Origin of the sequence: Paraburkholderia sediminicola (assembly GCF_046027355.1) — a bacterium.
GTDB lineage: Bacteria > Pseudomonadota > Gammaproteobacteria > Burkholderiales > Burkholderiaceae > Paraburkholderia > Paraburkholderia sediminicola_B.
In genome coordinates this window covers 121,718-142,673 of sequence record NZ_JAQQEK010000011.1, presented here as the reverse complement: position 1 = coordinate 142,673, position 20,956 = coordinate 121,718, and the positions used below count along the sequence as shown (strand labels likewise).

At 62.9% G+C, this 20,956-nt stretch carries 22 protein-coding genes; 6 read left to right on the top strand and 16 right to left on the bottom strand.

The window, feature by feature from the left end; all coding sequences use genetic code 11:
* Position 1: 1 nt before the first annotated feature.
* From cheY to flhD, 12 genes are all read right to left on the bottom strand, one after another.
* Positions 2–397, bottom strand: a complete 396-nt coding sequence (gene cheY, locus PQR42_RS20320; protein ID WP_007179968.1) for a chemotaxis response regulator CheY — start codon at positions 395–397, stop codon at positions 2–4.
* Positions 398–483: 86 nt separating this feature from the next.
* Complete coding sequence (locus PQR42_RS20315) at positions 484–1,572, bottom strand: protein-glutamate methylesterase/protein-glutamine glutaminase (RefSeq protein ID WP_408176413.1); 1,089 nt, start codon at positions 1,570–1,572, stop codon at positions 484–486.
* 5 nt (positions 1,573–1,577) lie between these two features.
* Positions 1,578–2,414, bottom strand: coding sequence for a chemoreceptor glutamine deamidase CheD (cheD, locus tag PQR42_RS20310; RefSeq protein ID WP_408207165.1), 837 nt, complete (start codon positions 2,412–2,414; stop codon positions 1,578–1,580).
* The gene (locus PQR42_RS20305; RefSeq protein WP_408207163.1) at positions 2,411–3,361 is read right to left on the bottom strand and encodes a CheR family methyltransferase; all 951 of its coding nucleotides are present in this window, start codon (positions 3,359–3,361) and stop codon (positions 2,411–2,413) included. The genes cheD and PQR42_RS20305 overlap by 4 nt, the downstream gene beginning before the upstream one ends.
* A 204-nt stretch (positions 3,362–3,565) precedes the next feature.
* A complete protein-coding gene (locus tag PQR42_RS20300) occupies positions 3,566–5,428 on the bottom strand; it encodes a methyl-accepting chemotaxis protein (RefSeq protein ID WP_408383994.1) in 1,863 nt (620 codons plus the stop codon).
* A gap of 40 nt (positions 5,429–5,468) precedes the next feature.
* A complete protein-coding gene (locus PQR42_RS20295) occupies positions 5,469–6,005 on the bottom strand; it encodes a chemotaxis protein CheW (RefSeq protein ID WP_168795556.1) in 537 nt (178 codons plus the stop codon).
* Positions 6,006–6,068: 63 nt separating this feature from the next.
* The gene (cheA, locus tag PQR42_RS20290) at positions 6,069–8,360 is read right to left on the bottom strand and encodes a chemotaxis protein CheA (RefSeq protein WP_408383992.1); all 2,292 of its coding nucleotides are present in this window, start codon (positions 8,358–8,360) and stop codon (positions 6,069–6,071) included.
* Positions 8,361–8,448: 88 nt separating this feature from the next.
* The gene (locus tag PQR42_RS20285) at positions 8,449–8,826 is read right to left on the bottom strand and encodes a response regulator (protein ID WP_007179975.1); all 378 of its coding nucleotides are present in this window, start codon (positions 8,824–8,826) and stop codon (positions 8,449–8,451) included.
* Between the two features lie 84 nt (positions 8,827–8,910).
* Positions 8,911–9,918: a flagellar motor protein MotB gene (gene motB / locus PQR42_RS20280; protein WP_408207157.1), complete on the bottom strand. Its 1,008-nt coding sequence runs from the start codon at positions 9,916–9,918 to the stop codon at positions 8,911–8,913.
* Positions 9,919–9,950: 32 nt separating this feature from the next.
* Positions 9,951–10,811, bottom strand: a complete 861-nt coding sequence (gene motA, locus PQR42_RS20275) for a flagellar motor stator protein MotA (protein ID WP_006050895.1) — start codon at positions 10,809–10,811, stop codon at positions 9,951–9,953.
* A 214-nt stretch (positions 10,812–11,025) separates the two neighbouring features.
* The gene (gene flhC / locus PQR42_RS20270; protein WP_011490228.1) at positions 11,026–11,586 is read right to left on the bottom strand and encodes a flagellar transcriptional regulator FlhC; all 561 of its coding nucleotides are present in this window, start codon (positions 11,584–11,586) and stop codon (positions 11,026–11,028) included.
* A gap of 51 nt (positions 11,587–11,637) precedes the next feature.
* Entirely contained in the window at positions 11,638–11,958 is a 321-nt protein-coding gene (gene flhD / locus PQR42_RS20265) for a flagellar transcriptional regulator FlhD (protein WP_013589958.1), read from the bottom strand.
* A gap of 705 nt (positions 11,959–12,663) precedes the next feature.
* On the opposite strand from flhD, the gene PQR42_RS20260 reads away from it, so the two are divergent.
* The gene (locus tag PQR42_RS20260; protein ID WP_132376578.1) at positions 12,664–13,728 is read left to right on the top strand and encodes a glycosyltransferase family 4 protein; all 1,065 of its coding nucleotides are present in this window, start codon (positions 12,664–12,666) and stop codon (positions 13,726–13,728) included.
* Positions 13,729–14,018: 290 nt separating this feature from the next.
* Here the strand turns inward: PQR42_RS20260 and PQR42_RS20255 are convergent, their stop codons facing one another.
* Positions 14,019–14,321 carry an H-NS histone family protein gene (locus tag PQR42_RS20255; protein ID WP_007179981.1) on the bottom strand — a complete coding sequence of 101 codons (303 nt, stop codon included), beginning with the start codon at positions 14,319–14,321 and terminating at the stop codon, positions 14,019–14,021.
* Positions 14,322–14,610: 289 nt separating this feature from the next.
* Here PQR42_RS20255 and aqpZ point away from each other — a divergent pair, with 289 nt between their 5' ends.
* The 3 genes from aqpZ (at position 14,611) to PQR42_RS20240 (ending at position 16,791) form a co-directional block, all read left to right on the top strand.
* Positions 14,611–15,351, top strand: coding sequence for an aquaporin Z (gene aqpZ / locus PQR42_RS20250; RefSeq protein ID WP_408207154.1), 741 nt, complete (start codon positions 14,611–14,613; stop codon positions 15,349–15,351).
* Between the two features lie 156 nt (positions 15,352–15,507).
* On the top strand, positions 15,508–16,203 hold the full coding sequence (locus tag PQR42_RS20245; protein ID WP_408383991.1) for a histidine phosphatase family protein: 696 nt from the start codon (positions 15,508–15,510) through the stop codon (positions 16,201–16,203).
* Between the two features lie 276 nt (positions 16,204–16,479).
* Complete coding sequence (locus PQR42_RS20240) at positions 16,480–16,791, top strand: PXPV repeat protein (protein WP_408207150.1); 312 nt, start codon at positions 16,480–16,482, stop codon at positions 16,789–16,791.
* Positions 16,792–16,950: 159 nt separating this feature from the next.
* On the opposite strand, the gene PQR42_RS20235 is transcribed toward PQR42_RS20240, so the two are convergent.
* Together PQR42_RS20235 and PQR42_RS20230 are read right to left on the bottom strand one after the other, a co-directional pair.
* Entirely contained in the window at positions 16,951–17,772 is an 822-nt protein-coding gene (locus tag PQR42_RS20235; RefSeq protein WP_408383988.1) for a Cof-type HAD-IIB family hydrolase, read from the bottom strand.
* Positions 17,773–17,903: 131 nt separating this feature from the next.
* Positions 17,904–18,785: a glucosamine kinase nucleotide-binding domain-containing protein gene (locus PQR42_RS20230; protein WP_408383986.1), complete on the bottom strand. Its 882-nt coding sequence runs from the start codon at positions 18,783–18,785 to the stop codon at positions 17,904–17,906.
* Between the two features lie 140 nt (positions 18,786–18,925).
* Here PQR42_RS20230 and PQR42_RS20225 point away from each other — a divergent pair, with 140 nt between their 5' ends.
* Positions 18,926–19,522: a DNA-3-methyladenine glycosylase I gene (locus tag PQR42_RS20225; RefSeq protein WP_408383984.1), complete on the top strand. Its 597-nt coding sequence runs from the start codon at positions 18,926–18,928 to the stop codon at positions 19,520–19,522.
* A gap of 411 nt (positions 19,523–19,933) precedes the next feature.
* Positions 19,934–20,359, top strand: coding sequence for a hypothetical protein (locus tag PQR42_RS20220; protein WP_408207142.1), 426 nt, complete (start codon positions 19,934–19,936; stop codon positions 20,357–20,359).
* A 197-nt stretch (positions 20,360–20,556) separates the two neighbouring features.
* On the opposite strand, the gene rpsU is transcribed toward PQR42_RS20220, so the two are convergent.
* Positions 20,557–20,769 carry a 30S ribosomal protein S21 gene (gene rpsU / locus PQR42_RS20215; RefSeq protein ID WP_006050883.1) on the bottom strand — a complete coding sequence of 71 codons (213 nt, stop codon included), beginning with the start codon at positions 20,767–20,769 and terminating at the stop codon, positions 20,557–20,559.
* Positions 20,770–20,956: the final 187 nt, after the last annotated feature.

Below are 20,956 nucleotides of genomic sequence, written 5' to 3'. Positions count from 1 at the left end.
ATCAGCTCCCGGCTTTGGCCATCTTCTCGAGAATCTTGTTGAGCTTCTCGTCGAGCGTCGCGGCCGTGAACGGCTTGACGACATAACCGCTCGCGCCGGCCTGCGCCGCCGCGATGATGTTTTCCTTCTTCGATTCAGCCGTCACCATCAGCACCGGCAGGTGCGTGAGGTTGGCGTCGGCGCGAATTTCCTTGAGCATGGCCAGACCGTCGAGGTTCGGCATGTTCCAGTCGGAGATCACGAAGTCGTACGTACCGCCACGCAAACGCGCGAGACCGGCCTGGCCGTCTTCCGCCTCGTCGACGTTCGAGTAGCCGAGCTCTTTGAGAAGGTTGCGAACGATCCGGCGCATCGTCGGAAAGTCGTCAACAACCAGAATCTTCATTCCCTTATCCATTTCATTCCCTTTGCTTGATCCATGGTGCGGCGCCTGACCGCTCAACTCGCGCCTCAAACTAGCGCCTCAAAACCTACCGGCCCGCATCATACCCGCTGAACGCGGTCGCCCATTGCCGAGAGACGCGCCATCACGCGTCGGCTCATTTCCGGCAACGCCGCAATCTCGTCCGCCGCGCCGAGCGCAATCGCTTCACGCGGCATGCCGAACACGATACAGCTCGCTTCGTCCTGCGCAAGGGTGTACGCCCCTGCCTTTTTCATGTCCAGCAATCCGGCGGCGCCGTCGCGCCCCATCCCGGTCAGGATCACCCCGACCGCGTTCTTGCCCGCATGCTGCGCGGCCGAACGGAACAGCACGTCCACCGACGGGCGATGCCGGTTCACCGGCGGCTCGTCCGACAGGTGAGCAATATAGTTCGCGCCACTACGGGCAAGCAACAGGTGAGCGTGGCCGGGCGCGATATACGCATGTCCCGGCAGCACGCGTTCGCCGTGCTCTGCCTCTTTAACGGTAATCCGGCACAAACCATTGAGGCGTTGTGCAAAAGATTTTGTGAAACCCGGCGGCATATGCTGCGCGATCAGCACCGCGGGCGCATCCGGCGGCAGCGGCACCAGCACTTCGCGGATCGCTTCGGTGCCGCCCGTCGACGCGCCGACGATGATCAGCTTCTCGGTACTGAGCAGCGGATTGTTGAAGAGCGGTGCGGCGCCGACCGGCGCCTGCGCGGCATGTGCAGCCGCGTGCTGCGCCGGCGCCGCCTGGCGCACGCGTGCGCGAGCGGCGGCGCGAATCTTGTCGGCGAGCTTTTCCGAGTAGTCGAGCATGCCGTCGCGAATACCGACCTTCGGCTTGGTGACGAAGTCGACCGCGCCGAGTTCCAGCGCGCGCAGCGTGATTTCATTGCCGCGCTCGGTCAGCGACGACACCATCACGACCGGCATCGGCCGCAGGCGCATCAGCTTCTCGAGGAAGTCGAGGCCATCCATGCGCGGCATTTCGACGTCGAGCGTCAGGACGTCGGGATTGTGCTGCTTGATGAGTTCGCGCGCGACCAGCGGGTCGGGTGCGGTCGCCACCACCGTCATGTCCGGCTGGCCGTTGATGATTTCCGTCATCAGGCTGCGGATCAGCGCCGAATCGTCGACGCACAGTACTTTGATCTTTTGCACAGCGCTCACGCCTCCTCTGTAGTTCTGGCGTTGTTTGAATTAATCGGGCGCGGGCCTGCGCCGAACAGTTCGATGCGCGGCTTCGCCGCACCCGGACTGCCCGCTGCTGTAGCCGCTGTTCCCGCAGCTCCGCCCGCAGACGAGCCGAACAGCTCGATCTTCGGGCGGGCGGCGGCGGGCGTCGAAAACAGTTCGACCTTGGCTCTCGACGCGGCCGGCGTCGAGAACAGTTCCACCCGCTTGCGCGCCGCGGCAAGCCGCTCGGCGCGCGCTTCGGCGCTTTGCCGCATCAGCGCCTGTTCGCGCTCGGCCACACCCGCTTCCTGCTGCAGGCGCAGCTTCTTCACCATCACCTGGCCCGTGCGCGGCATGAACGCCACCTTGCGCGGATGCGAGCCCTGCAAGTCCTCGGCGACGATGCGAATCTTTTCCACCGCCAGATAGCGGCGCACGAACTCCGAATTGCGGTCGCCGATGTTCATCGTCGTCATGCCGGCGAGCACCGCGCCGCCGCCGAACACCTTCGCTTCGAAGCGCTCGCGCCGGCCGCCGGCCTTGATCAGTTCGTTGATCAGCACTTCCATCGCGTAGGCGCCGTAGCGCATCGAATCCGATGCGGCCTGCGCCACGTCCGCACCGTCGTCGGGCAACATGAAGTGATTCATGCCGCCGATACCGGCCGTGCGATCCTGGATGCAGGCCGCGACGCAGGAACCCAGCACGGTGACCAGCACCATGTCTTCGTGCGTGGTGTAAAACTCGTTCGGCAACAGCTTCACGCCGGGGCGCTGGAAGTGGTTGTCGAAATACAGATTGGTGGCGATCGGCAGGGCGCTGCTCATACCGTCACCCCGTTCGTCGTGTGATGCGCCGCCGTTGTCGTCGCGCGCGTCGGCGTGCGCACGCCAGTCGCGTCACGCGTCAGCTCGTAGACGGTCTGGCCGCGCAGCTTGAACGCCTGCGTGACATACGTGAAGTTCTCCGAGTGACCGGCGAACAGCAGGCCGCCCGACTTCATCAGCGGCTCGAAGCGCGCGAGCACTTGCGCTTGCGTCGGCTTGTCGAAATAGATCATCACGTTGCGGCAGAAGATCGCATCGAACTGCGAGCGCAACTGGTAATCGCGGTCGGTGAGGTTCAGTTGCTCGAAGCGCACCAGCGCGCGCACTTCCGGGCGCACCTTGACCATGCCGGCATGCGCGCCGGTGCCCTTCAGGAAAAAGCGCTTGAGCCGCTCGGGCGAGAGGTGCTTCACCTGATCGAACTGGTACATGCCTGCTTCGGCCTTGGCCAGCACCTGGGTGTCAATGTCGGTGGCGAGCACCGAGGCCTGACGCGCGCCGCTGTCGCCGAGCGCTTCGATCAGCGTCATCGCGATCGAGTACGGCTCTTCACCAGTCGATGCCGCCGAGCACCATACCGAAACCGGCTGCGAGCGGCGCGGCACGAATTCGGCGAGGATCGGAAAGTGATGCGCCTCACGGAAGAACGCCGTCAGATTGGTGGTCAGCGCATTGGTGAAGGCTTCCCACTCGGCCGGATCGTTTTCCGCTTCGAGCAGATCGAGATACTGCTTGAAGGTGTCGAGCCCGCGGGCACGCAGACGGCGCGCCAGACGGCTGTACGCCATGTCGCGCTTGTGATCCGACAGCGAAATGCCCGCGCTGCGGTGAATCAGTTCGCGAATGCGAGCGAAGTCCGCCGACGTGAATTCGAAGTCCCGTGCCTGTTCGCCGGATCTAACCGGGTCCGCCCGGTCCGGACGTTGCTGAGCGCGCGTTGCCATCATGAGTGTTCCTGCCTGCGATACGAGCCACCCCGCTTTCCGCCCAGGGAATTGTCCTGAGAAGAAGGGATTGTGTTCGCGGGGTCGCGCCCGCCCGCGAGTTCTGCCAACACGCAGTCGGCCCGCGACACGCTGATAAAGCGTGCTTCGATGATTCGCCCCTCATGGAGCGAGATGCCGAATGACTGCATGTCTTTGTGCCACTTCCTAGAATGTTTCCCAGTCCGCGTCCGAGCCTGCCGAGGCCGCGCTTGTCGCGGCCGGACGTGCTGCGGATTCGGATGCCACACGGGCGGGCTTCGGCTTGAGCGCCGGTTCGACACGTGCTGCGCCTGCGTCGTGACTCGCCGAAGACGATGCTGTGTTCGTTGTCGCCACACCTGCCGCCGGATGCGCTGCGCCGCCGTTCACGGATGCATGCGGCACGGCTTTGGCCGCCGGCTTGCTCTTGCTGCTCGTCACGCGGGGCGCCGCCGATTGCGAACGCGTTGCCGCCACGCTGCTGTACGCCGCGCCGCCGGCCACTTTCCATCCGTTCACCACGGCCTGCAACTGACGCGTCTGATCTTCGAGCGAGGCCGCCGCGGCCGCCGCCTGTTCGACCAGCGCGGCGTTCTGCTGCGTGACTTCGTCCATTTGCACGACCGCGCGATTCACCTGTTCGATGCCGCCCGACTGCTCTTCGGACGCCGCGCTGATTTCGCCCATGATGTCGGTCACGCGGCGCACGGCCTGCACGATCTCGTCCATCGTCGTACCGGCGCGACCGACCAGCGCCGAGCCGCTTTGGACCTTGTCGACGGAGTCGCCGATCAGTTCCTTGATTTCCTTCGCGGCACTGGCGCTGCGCTGCGCGAGGCTGCGCACTTCGCCCGCCACCACCGCGAAGCCGCGGCCCTGTTCGCCGGCGCGCGCGGCTTCGACCGCCGCGTTCAGCGCAAGAATATTGGTCTGGAAGGCAATGCCTTCGATCACGCCGATGATGTCGACGACCTTGTTCGAACTGCTCGCGATGTCCTGCATGGTCGTGACGACCTGGCTCACCACGTCGCCGCCGCGCGTGGCGATGTCGGATGCGTTGACGGCCAGTTGGCTCGCCTGACGCGCGTTCTCGGCGTTCTGCCGAACCGTGCCGGTCAACTGTTCCATGCTCGACGCGGTTTCCTGCAACGAGGCGGCCTGCTGTTCGGTGCGCTGCGACAGGTCGGTGTTGCCCATCGCAATTTCGCGCGCGCCGGTGTCGATCGATTCCGTGCTGCTGTGGACCGCCCTCACCATCGTCGACATGCTGTCCTGCATGCGCTTGATGCCGGCGAACAGTCGCCCGATTTCATTGCGGCTGAAGACGTTGATCGATTCGGACAGATCGCCCGCGGCGATGCGCTCGAAGCACGCCGTCGCGTCGGCGAGCGGCTGCACGATCAGGCCGCGCAGCGCGAAGCGGATGCCCACCACGAGAAGCAGTGCGAGCGCGGTGACGGCGATGATCAGCGTCGTCATCAGCGAGATGTTCGATTGCGCGCTCGCTTGCTGATCCACGGCCTGCTGCTGCAAGCTCTTGATGACCGCCGAGGCCGCGTTGTCGTAAGACACGAACATCGGGCTGATCTTCGTATCCGCAATCGCGTGGTAGGCGGCCAGATCGTTCGCACGCAGCGCGGCGAACTCCGGCTCCAGGCCTTCACGCATCACCGCCGTACGGCGCGCCAGCAGTTCGTCGAGCTGCGCCTGCTCCACGCCGTTCTTGGGCGCGTCGAGATACGTCTGCCAGCTCTGATTGCCCTTGCCGTACAACTCCTCCGCACGATCGAGCACCTTCTTCGCCTGCTCCGTGTCGCCCGACGCGCTCAACGCATTGAAGCGGTCCAGCGACACGCGCGAGCGCAGCAGGTACGCCGAGGCATCGTCGAGCGCGTGAATGGCGACCAGATCGCCGCGCGCAATGCGGTCGAGCGACTGGCTCGCGCGATTCAGCGCGCTCAGCCCAAGTACGCCGACCACCACGGTCAGCGCGACCAGAATGATCCCCACCATCGTCAACGACGTGCGAATCGACCACCTGCTCAGCATTTCGATGCTCCCTGTCCCAATCGTTTCGTGAAGACTGCCGTTAGGCGCCGAGTGTTTCGATCAGCGCCATTTCGCGGCTGGTCATGAGCTTCTCGATGTCCATCAGGATCAGCATGCGGCCGTCGACGGTGCCCAGACCCGTGAGGTACTCGGTCGTCAGCGTGGCGCCGAATTCCGGCGCCGGCATGATCTGGTCGGTGGCGAGCGTCAGCACGTCCGACACGCCGTCCACCACCATCCCGACCACGCGATGCGCGACGTTCAGGATGATCACGACGGTCTGGTGGTCGTACTCGACACGACCCAGATGGAACTTGATGCGCATGTCGACGATCGGCACGATGATGCCGCGCAGATTGATCACGCCCTTGATGAACTCGGGCGCATTGGCGATACGCGTCACGTTGTCGTAGCCGCGGATTTCCTGCACCTTGAGAATGTCGATGCCGTACTCTTCGGCGCCGAGCGTGAAGACGAGGAATTCCTGACCGCCGGCGTCTGCCTGCTGCGCGTCGCGGCGGCCATTCGTACCGCTCGCGTTCGCGACGCTCGAATTGATGGATTGGACTTCTGCCACGTTAGCCCCCAAACGGTTGGGATGAATTGAGTTGAGTAAGTGTTACGACGAGTGTGACGGACATCATGCGAGGCTCATCGCGCCATGCGCGTGGCGCGTCTCGCGGTTCAGCGCCGCCACGTCGACGATCAGCGCGACACTGCCGTCGCCGAGAATGGTCGCGGCGGAAATGCCGTGCACCTTGCGGTAGTTCGTTTCCAGGTTCTTCACGACCACTTGCTGCTGACCCACCAGCTCGTCGATCAGCATCGCAAAGCGGCGCCCCTCGGTTTGCATGATGGTGACGATGCCTTGCGTCGGTTCCTGCTTCGCCCCTTCGACGTTGAATACTTCGTGCAACGCCACGAGCGGCAGATATTCACCGCGCACGCGCACCACGCGCTCGCCGTTGGCCACCGTGTAGATGTCCTCGGCTCGCGGCTGCAGCGACTCCATCACGAAGTTCAGCGGCAGAATGAAGATCTCGTTGCCGACCTTGACCGACATGCCGTCGAGAATCGCCAGCGTGAGCGGCAGCACGATGCGCGTGGTGCTGCCCTTGCCGGCGTGCGAGGTGATTTCCACGTGACCACCCATCGACTGGATGTTTCGCTTGACCACGTCCATGCCGACGCCGCGGCCCGACACGTCGGTGACCTGTTCCGCCGTCGAGAAGCCCGGCAGGAAGATCAGGTTCCAGACTTCTTCGTCGGTCATGGTTTCGCTGACCTGCATGCCCTGCTTGGCCGCTTTCGCCAGAATCTTGTCGCGGCGCAGGCCCGCGCCGTCGTCGCTTACCTCAATGACGATGTTGCCGCCATGGTGAGCCGCCGACAGCACCAGCTGGCCGGTCGAATCCTTGCCCGCCGCGCGCCGCGCTTCCACGGTTTCGATGCCGTGGTCGAGACTGTTGCGCACGAGGTGCGTCAACGGATCAATGATCCGTTCGATGAGGCTCTTGTCGAGTTCGGTCGCCTGACCGAAGGTGACGAGTTCCACTTCCTTGCCGAGTTTCGCCGCCAGATCGCGCACCAGACGCGGGAAGCGGCTGAACACGTAATCCATCGGCATCATGCGGATCGACATCACCGCTTCCTGCAGATCGCGCGCATTGCGCTCGAGCTGCGCCATGCCGTTGAAGAGGCGATCATGCAGCGCCGGGTCGAACGTGCTGGTGGTTTCCGCGAGCATGGCTTGCGTGATCACCAGTTCGCCGACCAGATTGATCAGCTGATCGACCTTTTCGACGCCGACGCGAATCGAGCTGCCTTCCGCGCCGCCTGCCGCCGCAGCCGGACGTGCCGCCTTGCGGTCCTGCTCGGCGGGTGTGGCTGCGCTGGCCTGAGCCGGCGCCGGTGTGCTCGTCGCCGCCGCGGGTTGAGCCGCGGCATGCGCCGGCGCGGCCGGTGCGTCGAACAGGCCGTGCGTGGAAGTTGATGCGGTTGATGCGGGTGCAGCGGTGTCGGCCGCCGGTGCCGACGATGCTGCCTGGCCCGCGTGAGTTGCCTGTACTGCTTGCGCCGGGGATGAATCGGCAGCGTCGGGCGTTCCAGGTTCGCCTTGCTGCGTGTCGTCCGCCGGTGCGGTGCCGCGGCCGATCACGATCTGACTTTCGTCGATCACGAAACAGCACACGGCGATGATGTCGTCGGAAGTGACATCGGTCTGGAGCCACAGCGTCAGATCGCCGCCGCTCTTGACCTGCCCGACGATGTTGCCCAGGTTGCCGAGCTCTTCGGCCAGCAGTTCCTGGTCCTTCTCACCAACGCCCCGTAGCGTAATTTTCAGATGGGGACCGGCTTCTTCGCCGGCTCCCGCGGCTTGCCCGGTCTGTGCCGGTTCGCCGTCAATCCATTCACCCGCCGCCTGCACCGCCTGTTCGACGACGTGCTCCGGCGGGGTACCGCCTTGTACTGCCTGTGTTGCAACGGATGCCACGCTCGCGGCAACAGCCGGCGCAGCCGGTGCCGGCGCCACGCCGTCGCGGCTCTCCGCGTTCAAACGTTCGAGCTTCGCGCAGATCGCCTTCGCGGTGGCCGCGTCCGGCTCGGCGCTCGCGCGGTAATCGGCGAGCTGGCCGGACAACACGTCCTTGGTTTCGAGGAACGTGTCGATCATGTCCTTGCGCAGCACGAGTTCGTTATTGCGCGCGCGGTCGAGCAGCGATTCGAGAATGTGGGTCGTTTCCGTCAGCGCGGTAAAGCCGAACGTTGCCGCGCCGCCCTTGATCGAGTGAGCCGCGCGGAAAATTGCCGCGAGGTCCTCGGGGTCCGGGTGGGCGATATCCAGATTGAGCAGCAATTGCTCCATCTGCGCGAGCAGTTCGTCCGCTTCGTCGAAGAACGTCTGATAGAACTGAGTGATGTCGAGTGTCATGCCTGGGTCACCGCGAGAGTTCCTGTCTTGGCTTGGGCTGCCGTGCCGCCGCGTCGAGAGCTTCTATAACTTTGTCTATGGAGGGTGCTTACGCGTGATCTGGCTCGGCTAGTGCCGCCACCAGTTCCGTCAGCATGTCCGGGTCGAGCGGCTTTTCGATCCAGCCGGTCGCGCCCGCAGCCCGCGCCGCTTCCTTGAACGGCTCGCCCGATTCCGTCGTGAGGACGAGGATGGGCGTGGCCTGGTAAGCCGGGTTGTTGCGCAGCGCGGCGATCAGATCGAGGCCGGTCTTGCCCGGCATGTACTGGTCGGTCAGCACGAGGTCGAACGACATGGCGAGCGCGTTTTCGAGCCCTTCGTTGCCGTCCGCCGCGAGCGTCACCTCATAGCCGGCCGTCGTCAACGTGGCGGCGAGAATCTGCCGCATCGATGCCGAATCGTCGATTGCCAGGATGTGCCTGATCATGAAAACCTCGCTGCACGTACGCTATGGATCGCCCTGCCGTCCGCGCCGGCAGGACGCGTGAATCAGCGGAACGATCGCTGTCTGTTACTGGGCCGCCGGCGCTGCCGCCGGCAACTTCGGTGCAACCGTTACCGGCTGCGCAAGCTTTTGCAGCAACGGCTTGGAGCCTGCTGCGTCGTCCGACAAGGTGGTCGTGGTGGAGTCGTCATGGTTCAGCGCCTCCTCCGACTTCTTGTTCAGCACGATGATGCTGATGCGGCGGTTCTCCGGATCCATCGGGTCCGCCTTGTTCAGGTTCTGCGTCGACGCGAGGCCGAGCACGCGCATCACCTTCGCTTCGTCCATGCCGCCGCCGATCAGCTCGCGGCGCGACGCATTGGCGCGGTCCGCGGACAGTTCCCAGTTGCTGTAACCCTTCTCGCCGCCGGCGTACTGCGCGGCGTCGGTATGGCCTTGCACGATGATGCGGTTCGGCACGTCGTTCAGCGTGTGGCCGATTTCGCGCAGGATGTCGCGCATATACGGCTCGACCTGGTCTTTCGCGGTCGCGAACATGGGCCGTTTTTGCGAATCGACGATTTCGATGCGCAAGCCGGTCAGCGTCGAGTCGATGCGGATCTGCTGCTTGAACTGGCGCAGCACCGGATTCGCTTCGATCGCGGCCATCAGCTTGACCTGCAGATCGTGCAGGCGGACCTGCTCGCGACGTTCCAGCTCGCCCTGCAACTGCTTCATCGAATCTTCGTTGTTGTGCGAAACACTGCGCTCGGAGCGGTTGTTCGAACCGTCGGTGGAGCGCGTCACGCCTTGCGCGTCGGTCGAGATATCGCGGCCGCCGCCCTTCAGAATGCTCGAGTCCTCGGCGCTGCGGTCACCGCCCCACAGCGTGATCTTCAACGGCTGGTTAAAGTAATCGGCAATGCCCTTCAACTGCACCGTGGAGGCCGAACTCAGCAGCCACATCAGCAGGAAGAACGCCATCATCGCGGTCATGAAGTCCGCATACGCGAGCTTCCAGGCGCCACCGTGGTGGCCTTTCTTGGCCGGCGCGGAGCGCTTGACGACAATGGCGCGGTCTTTGTCCTTGCTCATCGGTTCGGTTCCCGGTGCCCTTTACCTGGCCTTTACTTGGCCTTGACGCGGCGCACGTGCTCTTCCAGCTCGGCGAACGACGGGCGTTCGGTCGAGAAGAGCACCTTGCGGCCGAACTCGACGGCAATCGCCGGCGCGTAACCGTTCAGGCTGGCCAGAATTGTCACCTTGATGCACTGGAACATCTTGGTCGACTCGGTCACACGCTGTTCGGCGACGCTCGCGAGCGGCCCGATCAGCCCGTACGAAAGCAGAATCCCGAGGAAGGTGCCGACCAGCGCCTGGGCGATCATCTCGCCGAGCACCGCGGGCGGCTTGTCGGCGGAGGCCATGGTGTGCACCACGCCCATCACCGCGGCCACGATACCGAACGCAGGCATCGCGTCGCCGACCTTGTTCAGCGCATGCGCGGGCGCCTCGCCTTCCTGGTGATGCGTCTCGATCTCCTCGTCCATCAGGCTTTCGATCTCAAACGCATTCATGTTGCCGCCCACCATCAGACGCAGGTAGTCGGTCAGGAATTCGATGATGTGATGGTCCGCGAGAATCTTCGGATACTGGGTGAAGATCGGACTCTTCGACGGATCGTCGATGTCCGCTTCCAGCGTCAGCGTGCCTTCCTTGCGCGCCTTGGCCAGCAGGACGTAGAGGAGCGCCATCAGCTCCATATAGACGTCCTTGTTGTACTTCGCGCCCTTGAACAGGGTTGGAATGACGCGCAGCGTGGCCTTGATCGTCTTCATTCCGTTACCCAGAATGAATGCGCCGACGCCGGCGCCGACGATCATCAGCACTTCAACGGGCTGCAGCAGCGCGCCGAGATGGCCGCCTTCCAGCGCGTAACCGCCGAAAACGGACAAAAGCGTCACGAGTGTTCCCACGAAAATCAGCACTGCCGAGCCCTCACAAAGAAGCGACGGTGACCGTCGTTAATCTGGTTTACGGCAACGAAGCGGAAAACTTTGGCGGAAAAGCGGCTCGTCGCTCCGGTGCACACCAGAGGCGGATGCGGCCGGTCCGGCTGGACCGGGCGTCGCGCGGGCGGGCTGGAAGGCCCGCCGCATGGGAGATGGAAGGCGCACCGCACACCGGCGGCCGCCTTCCCGGTCAAGCTTCGAGAGCGGCGAGGCTCTCGCGGGCCCGGGCGTCGGCGAATTTCTTTGTCTTACCGGCGCGCGAGGGCGGCTGGCACAGGCCGCAGACGAACGCGTGCTGCGGATCGTGCGCATGCGCGACAAAATGTCCGCCGCAGCGGCAGCAGGCGGTCATTTGCAGCATCCCGGAGTCGAAAAAGCGCACCAGCGTCCAGGCGCGCGTGAGACTGAGCACGGGCTCGTCGTCGTGCAACTGGACGTGTTCCAGGTACAGCCGGTAGCTCTTCACGATCGACTGGATCGTCAGGCAGCCGCCATGGCCGGCCATGAACCGGTAGATGTTGTAGAACAGCGAGGAGTGAAAGTTTGGCTGCCAGGTCATGAACCAGTCGGTCGAAAACGGCAACATGCCCTTGGGCGGCGAGACCCCTTTCAGTTCTTTATATAGCTTGATGAGCCGGTCGCGCGACAGGCTGGTTTCCGCTTCCAGCAATTGCAAACGCGCGCCAAGCTCGATCAGTTCGATCGCCAGGGTAATTTCCCTGACTTCGAGCACAACACTTTTATAGGCCATCCGTTTGCGTTTTCCCCGTCCTGATCGCTTTATTTGAATTACAACGTGCCATCAGCCGAGTTGCTCGACTGGCTGGCTTGCCATCAGGATCGCGGAATGCGCCTGGGCCACGGCGCTGGATTTGCCTTTGTCCGCCAGAGCGGACAGCACGGCATGGTCGTCGAAACGGAAACGGCACAACACCTGATTGGACGCCGCCAGCTTGACGGTCTGCGCCAACGACAGATTGGCGAGCACATCGGCTAACTGGTCCGAAATCCCCATGCGAAACATGCCCATCGGCTTGTCTTCGCGCAGCAGTCGCTGGGCGAGCAGGAGATAAGACAGGTTAACTTCTCTGATCTCATTGAGCATATCGCTTGTCGCGCTCATGATTCCCCCGGGGTGTATCTGGCTGGTCAGGCCGTTACGGAAACGTTTGCTCGAACGCGCGCACTGAAACCGCACGAATCGGCTCGTTTCTGGTCTTGCGAGCATTGTGGCGAAAGGGGGAGCGGACGAAAATCGGACAGACACCCAGCCTCGTTGACGGATTAATCCGTCATTCGTGTAGGAATTTTTCCTACAAGGGCGGGTCTGAGAGGGGCTTGATGGAACCCCATAGGCGCAATTTAGAATTTTCCATGCGCCATGCTGAGGTTGCTGCCAGTGATGTGAACTAAATGGTGAGTCTGATTGACTCGCGTTCCGCACCGTGCAGCGGTGAGGAAGAATTATAAGACGTTTTCACTTCTGTGCAACACGCCGCGTGTAGGGGCCTATCTCCACAGCCCGGGCCCGCACCTTGCTGATGGCTTTGCAGCGTCCGAATATACGACCGGCGTTTTCTCCCGATTATCGGGATTGCCGTTCCGATGACCTGTAACGGGCCATGTTTCGCCCTGTAACAACATTAAGCGTTTGAAAAATAACTCGAATTAGCTCGGCCGATCCCGATAATGAAGCTAAGGGATTACCCGATGCAGGTTCGGAGCACCCCCGGGCGGCGGCTTACCGCGCCCAACCGTCCGTCAGGCATTCGCTCCTCGCTCTACTCGAGCGCCGCTGTGCGATGCCGTTCTGATTAGGAGAAAACGCATGCGAATCGCACAAATTGCGCCGTTGTATGAAGCTGTCCCGCCGAAACTCTATGGTGGCACCGAACGCGTCGTGTCGTATCTGACCGAGGCACTGGTCGACCTCGGCCATGACGTCACGCTGTTTGCCAGCGGCGACTCGGTCACCTCGGCGAACCTCGACGCCTGCTGGCCTCGTGCGCTGCGTCTCGATCCGACGATCCGCGACGCGTTGGCTCCGCACGTCCTGATGATGGAAAAGGTGCGCAAGGTCGCGCATGAGTTCGACGTGCTGCACTTCCACCTCGACTACATGCCGTTCCCGCTCTTCACCACGATGGACACGCCGTTCGTGACGACCCTGCACGGCCGCCTCGACTTGCCGGAACTGCAACCGGTGTTCGATGCGTTCTCCAACGTGCCGGTGGTGTCGATTTCCGATTCGCAGCGTGCGCCGCTGCCGCAAGCGAACTGGCTCAACACGGTTTACCACGGTTTGCCGGAGCAGCTGCTCACGCCGCAAACCCACAAGAAGCCGGAATACCTGGCGTTCCTCGGCCGTATTTGTCCCGAGAAGCGCGTCGATACAGCTATCAAGATCGCTGCACAAAGCGGTTTGCCGCTGAAGATCGCCGCCAAGGTGGACAAGGTCGACCAGGAATACTTCAAGCGCGAAATCGAGCCGCTGCTGTCGCAGGCGCACGTGGAATTCGTCGGCGAGATCAATGAAGCGCAGAAGCCCGAGTTTCTTTCCGGCGCCAAGGCGCTGCTGTTTCCGATCGACTGGTCGGAGCCGTTCGGCCTCGTGATGATCGAGTCGATGGCTTGCGGTACGCCGGTGATCGCGTTCAACCGCGGTTCGGTGCCGGAGGTGATCGACCACGGTGTGACGGGTTACATCGTCGAAGACGTGCAAGGCGCGGTCGCGGCGCTGCAACGCCTGGATGAACTATCGCGCACCGAAATCCGCGCCCAGTTCGAACGCCGCTTCAGCTCGAAGACAATGGCCCAGAATTACGTGGATGGCTATTCGGCACTAATCGAAGCCACGCGCCGCCCGGTCTTGCGTCAAGTCGCGGTGGGCTGAACGCCGCGTTTAAGCGGCTGGGCAGTTTTCGCACAGCCGCTTGAGTACTGGAATCCGCCGGGTACGGCGTTTCCGATTTGCAGGTCAATAGCGAGTCAATTCGTCGTGTGAATCGTTTGCGCGAGCGGTAATTTCAGGTTATCCCGCTTCTTTGTCCAGAAAAGCCGCCCCTCGAGGGCGGCTTTTTTAATACGGGTATGGATGCGCTTCCATCGCGGATTAGCGCTCAGCGAATAAAGACCGAGTGCCAATAAACCTTCAGTTGGCTTTCGCCTCGACCGGCAATCGGCTCAAGCGGCGCCAATCAGAAAGCGCTCGCGATTCTTACCGACGATCCACTTGGGCGGTTTGCCGCGCCCGCTCCACGTATTGCCCGACTTCGGATCCTGGTATTTCGCCGGCAGCGGCGCCTTCTTGGGCGGGCGGCCGCGCTTGGCGGCGACCGCAAAACCAAGGTCTTGAGCCGTCAGACCGTATTCAGCGATCTTTTGGCGGATGTCGGCGACCACATTGTCGATTTCCGTGCGCCGCGCTTCTTCTGCTTGTGCCTGCAATTTGGCGATCTGCGCCTTGAGGTCTGCATATTGAGACATTCCGGTTCTCCCCTTTTCTAGAACTCATTGGCTCGCAGACTAACTGCAATTATAAAAATTCGCAATGGACAAGAATACCGATTTAGCAAGATATCCTCAGATAATTATTAAGACCCGCGAATTGTAAAACGGTATCTTTATCTCGCAATAAAAAGGTAAAGGCGACGCCACATTGACAATTCTTGACACCTGATTTGGCGGCCTTTCCCTAGAATTGCGCGTTCAAGGCATGCAGACGGACTTAGCCGCGCGTGCTAGCGGAAGCCCAATCTTATTAGGATTACCAATCATGCAGTTGTCAAAGCGCCTCGCTGCCGAGTTGTTCGGCACCTTCTGGCTCGTGCTCGGGGGCTGCGGCAGCGCTGTCCTCGCCGCTAACTTCGCCGGCCCGGTTCATGGTCTGGGCATCGGCTTCGTGGGCGTGTCGCTCGCATTCGGCCTGACCGTGCTGACCATGGCTTTTGCGATCGGCCACATTTCCGGCTGTCATCTGAATCCGGCGGTGAGCGTCGGCCTGACCGTCGCCGGGCGCTTTCCGGCGCGCGATCTGCTGCCGTACATCGTCGCGCAAGTGATCGGCGCAGTGCTGGGTGCGCTGGTGCTGTCGCTCATCGCGTCGGGCAAACCCGGCTTCGATCTCGTCGCCAGCGGTTTCGCCAGCAACGGCTATGGCGAGCGCTCGCCGGGCCACTACTCGCTCGCCGCGGCGTTCATTTGCGAAGTGGTGATGACCGGCTTCTTCCTCTTCGTCATTCTCGGCGCGACCGACAAGCGCGCGCCGGCCGGCTTCGCACCGATCGCCATCGGCCTGTGCCTGACGCTGATTCACCTGATCTCGATCCCGGTGACCAACACGTCGGTGAACCCGGCTCGTTCCACCGGCCCGGCGCTCTTCGTCGGCGGTGCGGCGATGGATCAGTTGTGGCTGTTCTGGGTTGCGCCGATCCTCGGCGCAGTGATCGCGGCCGTGTTGTACCCGGTCATCGCTGAAAGCCGCACCGGCAATTCGCAGAAGCTGGCGCTCGACTGATCTTCGCGCGCGCTGTCACTCGGGCAAACAAAGCGGGCGCTACGGCGCCCGCTTTGTTTTGTGACGGACAGCGTGGGCACCTCGATATCGCGCCGATGGCTTATTCGTGCCCGCTGCTAGAATCGGGCGACTTCCCAAGCTCGCACAGGTGCACCTATGAAGCGTTTCCGCGGATTCCTGCATGGCGTCGCACTTTCCATCGGCGGCTTGTGCGCGGGTGTGCTTGCGCTACCCACCGCGCATGCGGCCGACGGCCAGACGGAAACGCTCGTGTTCGTGCGGCACGGTGAGAAACCCGCCCAGGGCTATGGGCAACTCAACTGCCAGGGACTCAACCGCGCGCTGGCCTTGCCGGCAGTGATCGCGGCCAAATTCGGCAAACCGGATGCGATCTACGCACCCGATCCCGGCCAGCAAAAAGACGACAGCGGCAAGCCCTACTACTACATCCGGCCGCTGGCGACGATCGAGCCGACCGCCATCCAGTTCCAGATGCCAGTGCAAACGCCCTATGGTTTCGCCCAAATCGACCAGCTCGGCACCGCGCTCGTCAATCCGGCCAATCGCAACAAGCTCATCGTCGTGGCGTGGGAACACAAGCTGATTGTGAAGCTATTGCGCCAGATGCTGAGCGCACATGGCGGCAATGCCGCCGATGTCCCGAACTGGAAGAGCGACGACTTCGACAGTATTTATATTGTTCGCCTCGACTGGCAAAACGGCACCGCGCGCGCCAGCTTCAAACATGATCGTCAGGGGCTGGATGGACGCGCGGCCGACTGCCCTTGCGCAGCGCTGCCGGGCGCGTCGGCGGCGGCTGGATCGACGGCTTCCTCGAGTGCGGCAGATTAATTGGGTAATACAGATGTAAGCCGCAATTACGCAGGCGGCCATCTGATTTGGGTAAAGGGCGGCGCCGGGCGCGTTTCGGCACAGAGCAAAGGGCCGCGAATCCTTATACACCGGGGCTTTAACTGACTGGCGTGTGGCGCACGGCGTGCTCATGCACACCTTTCAAACCCTGCGACGATGCTTGCAGTCCGTAACATCTCGTCGCAGTACCCATCGACGGGAATGCGTAGATTGGTCCTGTGCGACAAACATACGTCGCCTCACAGGAGAACAAACATGAAACGCATCGTCACTCACTTGCTGGTTGCTGCAGGACTCGCGGCGGGCGCATGCGGTGTCGCGCAAGCGCATACGGATCTGAACATCGGCCTGTCGCTTGGCGCACCGGTTTATGCCCGCCCGGCTCCGGTCTACGCGGCGCCGCAGCCGGTCTACTACGGCAACGGCGGCTGGGACCACCGCTACGATCGCGGCGACTACTATCGTGGCGACCATCGATATGATCGCAACTGGAACCACAATGACCGCGGCTGGGGCCACGATAACCGGGGCGACCATGGCGACCGCCGTGGCGGATGGCACGGCTAATCTTCTTGGTCAGCGATTCGGCGGCTATTAAGGCGGCTTGTTGGCCTCGGGCCAGCCGCCGGCGCACAACGCCTCCCATAGCCACCGAACCACAAGAAGCCTCGCACGAAGAAACGGCCCGCGTCCATGAGGATGGACGCGGGCCGTTTCCATTTCCACTCAGGACATCAGTTCGTCGTCGAGCGAGAAGAGCTTGCGCAGATGGTGCGCGACGCCCGCTTCGAAGTTGTTGCCGATGCGCGGCACGTTCGGCAGACGCGTCATGAGGTCGGGATTGGCGTTATTCATCATGAACGGATGGCCGGCCGTTTCCAGCAGATCGATGTCGTTCATGTTGTCGCCGAAAGCGACGCATTGCGAGGCATCGACGCCGAGGCGCTCGAGCACGATCTGCAACGCGCGGCCTTTCGATACGTTTGCCGTCATCACTTCCAGACAGTCCGGCAGCGAATAGGTCACGTACAGGGCGTCGCCGAATTCGCGCGCGAGATTCGCCGCGACCTGCGCGAGATGGGCGGGGTCGCCGATATAGAGGGCCTTCGCAATGTCGACGCCGTCGTGCTTCGGCAGATCGGTCACCTCATAGGTGAAGCCCGAGTCCTGGTGAAACTTCAGCAGATCCGGCGCGTCGCGGTCGATCAGCCACGCCTGATCGGCGAACAGGTTGACGATCACGCGGCCGTGCGTGCCGGCGATTTCCGGCTGCACCAGTCGTTGCACGATGGCCGGAGGCAGGTCGTCCGCGTGGATCACCGTGTTGTCCGGCGCGTGGATGCGCGCGCCATTCGACGTAATCAGATACGGATTGATGCCCAGCACGTCGCGAATACCGGCGACATCGCAATAATGGCGGCCCGTTGCAATCACGAACCGCAGCCCGTCGCTTTCAAGTTTGCGCACGGTGGCGACCGTGAACGGGTCCACCTGGTGATCCGCGTTGAGCAGCGTGCCGTCGAGATCCGTGGCGATGACTTTGTACATAGTGTGAGCAGGCAGGCAGCGTCGAAGCTGCGTATTTTACCGTTGCCCGCCGGATTCGCCGGAACGCGCCGGCCATATCCACGATTCTCAGCCGCAATCGCACGATTCGCACACGCCGCGACTCGCCGTTTTCAGCCGCCGACGCGGAGCGCTTCACGCTGCGCCAATTGCAAGCCGCCATGCGCGGAGTCTGCCAGCGGTTCGCGTAAGCGCGCCTGATAGATCGGCGGCACGTACTCGCGCAGCGGCGCGCCGAGGCCGCCGCACAACGCGACCGGCAGGCTCGCCGACGGGTCCAGCGCGGCGATCATCTTGCCCACTTCGACGCCGGCATCGCCGAGCAAACGCGCCGCGAACGGATGCGTGCGGTGGGCGATGACGATCGGCGCGAGCCTCGCATAAGCCGTCTGATTGGCTTCGCAGAGCCAGACGACGAGACTGTCGCGGTCGTGCGCGCCGGTATGGGCGACCAGCGCCTGGGCGAGATCGTCGAGGGTGCCGCGACCGTCGAGCGCCTGCTGTGCATGCACGATGGCCCGCAATCCGAGCCACGCGCCGCTCGCTTCGTCGCCCGATGGGAAGCCATAGCCGCTCACGAGGCGGCATTCGTCCTCGCCATCCAGCACGGCCGCGACGCTGCCGGTGCCGAGCGCGACGATCACGCCATGCGCGCCGCCGTGCGCGCCCAGCAAGGTGGTGTAGGCGTCGCTTTCCACGGCGAGTCCCGCCAGCGCGGGCGCTTGCGCGCGAAACGCGGCCAGCCAGTCGCGATTGTTGACGCCCGCCAATCCGCAGCCGAGCACGCAGCGCGACCAGTCCAGCGCCATGCCGGCACTTGCAAATGCTTCGCCGCAGCCGGCCGCGATGGCCTGCCACGCACGTTCGACGCCGAGCCCCAAACCCGACGGCCCGCTTGCCGCCTGCGCCAGCTCGCGGCCTTGCGCGTCGCCGAGCACGACCCGCGTGCCGCTGCCGCCGCCGTCAATGCCGATCAGAAAGAAGTCTTTGTTCATGGAATCGAGTGAGTTCCGTGGATGAATAACGCATAGCGTGGCAGGTCAGTTTCAATCCGGCAATTAGCCGAATGGCCAGCTTGCAGTGCGCACGGCTTCGGCTATGCTGGCGGGCGACATCACAACACAGGAGCGCGACAGTGACACAGCGATGCAACTGGGTATCGAGCGAAGCGCTCGCACAGTATCACGACGCCGAATGGGGCGTGCCCTCGCGCGACGACCAGCATCTGTTCGAGATGCTGGTGCTGGAAGGCGCTCAGGCAGGCTTGTCGTGGTCGACGATTCTCAACAAACGGGCCGGGTATCGTCGCGCTTTCGCGGACTTCGACATCGCGAAGGTTGCGCGCTTTACGCCGAAACACGTCGAGGCGCTGGTGAAGGACGAAAGTATCGTGCGCCATCGCGGCAAGATCGAAGCGGCCATTACCAACGCCCGCGCCGTCCAGCAGATTCAGGCCGAGCATGGTTCGCTCGCCAACTTCGTGTGGTCGTTCGTCGATCAGACGCCGATTCAGAACGACTGGGCTTCGTACAAACAGGCGCCTGCGTCGACCGATATTTCGGACGCGTTGAGCAAGGGGTTGAAGCGCTACGGCTGCAAGTTCGTCGGCTCGACGATCTGTTACGCGTTCATGCAGGCGGTCGGCATGGTGAACGACCACGAGGCGGATTGCATGTGCCGCGCGCGATGCGCGGCGCTTGGCAAGAAAGGACGTAATCGCAAAGCGAGCTGAGGCAACCAGGATTCACCAGCGCTTAGTGCCGCTGTTCTAACAAAGGACGGCGGCTCAGGGAAAGTCCCAAGCATTGCGACGCGTGTCCGGTCATTACCTCGCCGCGCAAGGCCTGGAGGACGAGAACACGACGCGCCACGACGTTGGACTCGTCGTGATACGCCCATTCGGTAAAGCCCTGCTGCGCTTCCGGGGCATCTCGGTCGTTATACGGTTATGAGTTGCGGCTGCGACTGCGGCAGTTGGCGAACCCTGCGGGGCATGGGGAGCATCGCGGAAAACGAGCCAAACGCGGGAATTGGCGGCTTTTCGCCGTGCTGGTCCGGGCTTCGCCGAATGGAGCACGCCCGATACTGCCAGTCATGCGCTCAAACAACGAATAACCGCTGCGTAACGCGTGGGAGACCAACCATGAAAACGCTTAACTTCCTGACGCATCAGGAGATTTTCGACCGAGCCGCGGGGCACTTGCTGGGTCAGAAGCGCGCCGCGCTACTGCCGCGCGGCGGCGGGGCTTATCGCGGCTACTGCGGCGGCTGCCCGGTCGGCAGCTTCATCAAGCCGCGCGACTACATGAGCGCGATGGAAGGCATTCCGGTGCGCTTCATCGGGAAAACGCCTGCTGAGATGCCCGCATATATGGACGTCGGCGTGTTCGCGCTGAAGAAGGCGCTGCTGCGCTCGCGCATCAATGTGTACGACCCGGCCACCGTCGACCTGCTCAGTTGCCTGCAAAACGTGCACGACGTATTCGGCACCTGGGAATGGCTCGAGCGTTTGGGCTCGATCGCCCGCCAGTTCGGCCTGTCCGCTGACCGGCTGAAGAGCGCGGCGTAAGTAGGACACAACTCGCCAGGATATCGCTACGGCGTCACACCCCGGCGTCGCAGCGCACCGTCAATCTTCCACACACCGCGCTTCAAGGCGCACAGCCCGCATCGGCCTGAGCGCTCCGCCTGACGCCCAAAAAGCAAAACGGCGATGTGGCTTCTTTCGAAGCTCACACCGCCGTTCGGCCGTGCGGAAAAGCGTGCTTAGTGCAGCTTTTTCGGCAGCATCTGGCTGCGCAGGCGCTTGTGTAGGCGCTTCACAGCAGCAGCCTTCTTGCGCTTACGTGCCGTGGTCGGCTTTTCGTACGATTGGCGCTCACGCAGTTCAGCGATCAGGCCATTCTTTTCGATTGCGCGACGAAAGCGGCGAATCGCCACTTCGAACGGCTCGTTTTCTTTCAGAAGAATCGTCGTCATTTAATTCCTAACTCAATCACTTGATAGGGGTAAATTGCGTGGCGGCATACCGCTCACGCGCCGGCCCTCCGGTCGTTCCGATTCATGGCCAGTAACAGGCAAACGCGGGCAGAACCCGGCCAAACCACGAATGAAACGAGAGGCAAAGCGGCCACGGAGGCCGGAAAAGAGAGGTGGGGAGTTCACC

What these genes read in the sequence shown, in the direction of transcription:
- flhD (WP_013589958.1), bottom strand. Translation starts at nt 11,958, where the DNA reads ATGAGCGCGACAAGCGATATGCTCAATGAGATCAGAGAAGTTAACCTG.
- motB (WP_408207157.1), bottom strand. Translation starts at nt 9,918, where the DNA reads ATGAGCAAGGACAAAGACCGCGCCATTGTCGTCAAGCGCTCCGCGCCG.
- PQR42_RS20230 (WP_408383986.1), bottom strand. Translation starts at nt 18,785, where the DNA reads ATGAACAAAGACTTCTTTCTGATCGGCATTGACGGCGGCGGCAGCGGC.
- PQR42_RS20255 (WP_007179981.1), bottom strand. Translation starts at nt 14,321, where the DNA reads ATGTCTCAATATGCAGACCTCAAGGCGCAGATCGCCAAATTGCAGGCA.
- PQR42_RS20305 (WP_408207163.1), bottom strand. Translation starts at nt 3,361, where the DNA reads ATGATGGCAACGCGCGCTCAGCAACGTCCGGACCGGGCGGACCCGGTT.
- cheY (WP_007179968.1), bottom strand. Translation starts at nt 397, where the DNA reads ATGGATAAGGGAATGAAGATTCTGGTTGTTGACGACTTTCCGACGATG.
- cheA (WP_408383992.1), bottom strand. Translation starts at nt 8,360, where the DNA reads ATGACACTCGACATCACTCAGTTCTATCAGACGTTCTTCGACGAAGCG.
- PQR42_RS20260 (WP_132376578.1), top strand. Translation starts at nt 12,664, where the DNA reads ATGCGAATCGCACAAATTGCGCCGTTGTATGAAGCTGTCCCGCCGAAA.
- PQR42_RS20285 (WP_007179975.1), bottom strand. Translation starts at nt 8,826, where the DNA reads ATGATCAGGCACATCCTGGCAATCGACGATTCGGCATCGATGCGGCAG.
- flhC (WP_011490228.1), bottom strand. Translation starts at nt 11,586, where the DNA reads ATGGCCTATAAAAGTGTTGTGCTCGAAGTCAGGGAAATTACCCTGGCG.
- cheD (WP_408207165.1), bottom strand. Translation starts at nt 2,414, where the DNA reads ATGAGCAGCGCCCTGCCGATCGCCACCAATCTGTATTTCGACAACCAC.
- PQR42_RS20245 (WP_408383991.1), top strand. Translation starts at nt 15,508, where the DNA reads ATGAAGCGTTTCCGCGGATTCCTGCATGGCGTCGCACTTTCCATCGGC.
- PQR42_RS20240 (WP_408207150.1), top strand. Translation starts at nt 16,480, where the DNA reads ATGAAACGCATCGTCACTCACTTGCTGGTTGCTGCAGGACTCGCGGCG.
- PQR42_RS20300 (WP_408383994.1), bottom strand. Translation starts at nt 5,428, where the DNA reads ATGCTGAGCAGGTGGTCGATTCGCACGTCGTTGACGATGGTGGGGATC.
- PQR42_RS20235 (WP_408383988.1), bottom strand. Translation starts at nt 17,772, where the DNA reads ATGTACAAAGTCATCGCCACGGATCTCGACGGCACGCTGCTCAACGCG.
- PQR42_RS20220 (WP_408207142.1), top strand. Translation starts at nt 19,934, where the DNA reads ATGAAAACGCTTAACTTCCTGACGCATCAGGAGATTTTCGACCGAGCC.
- rpsU (WP_006050883.1), bottom strand. Translation starts at nt 20,769, where the DNA reads ATGACGACGATTCTTCTGAAAGAAAACGAGCCGTTCGAAGTGGCGATT.
- aqpZ (WP_408207154.1), top strand. Translation starts at nt 14,611, where the DNA reads ATGCAGTTGTCAAAGCGCCTCGCTGCCGAGTTGTTCGGCACCTTCTGG.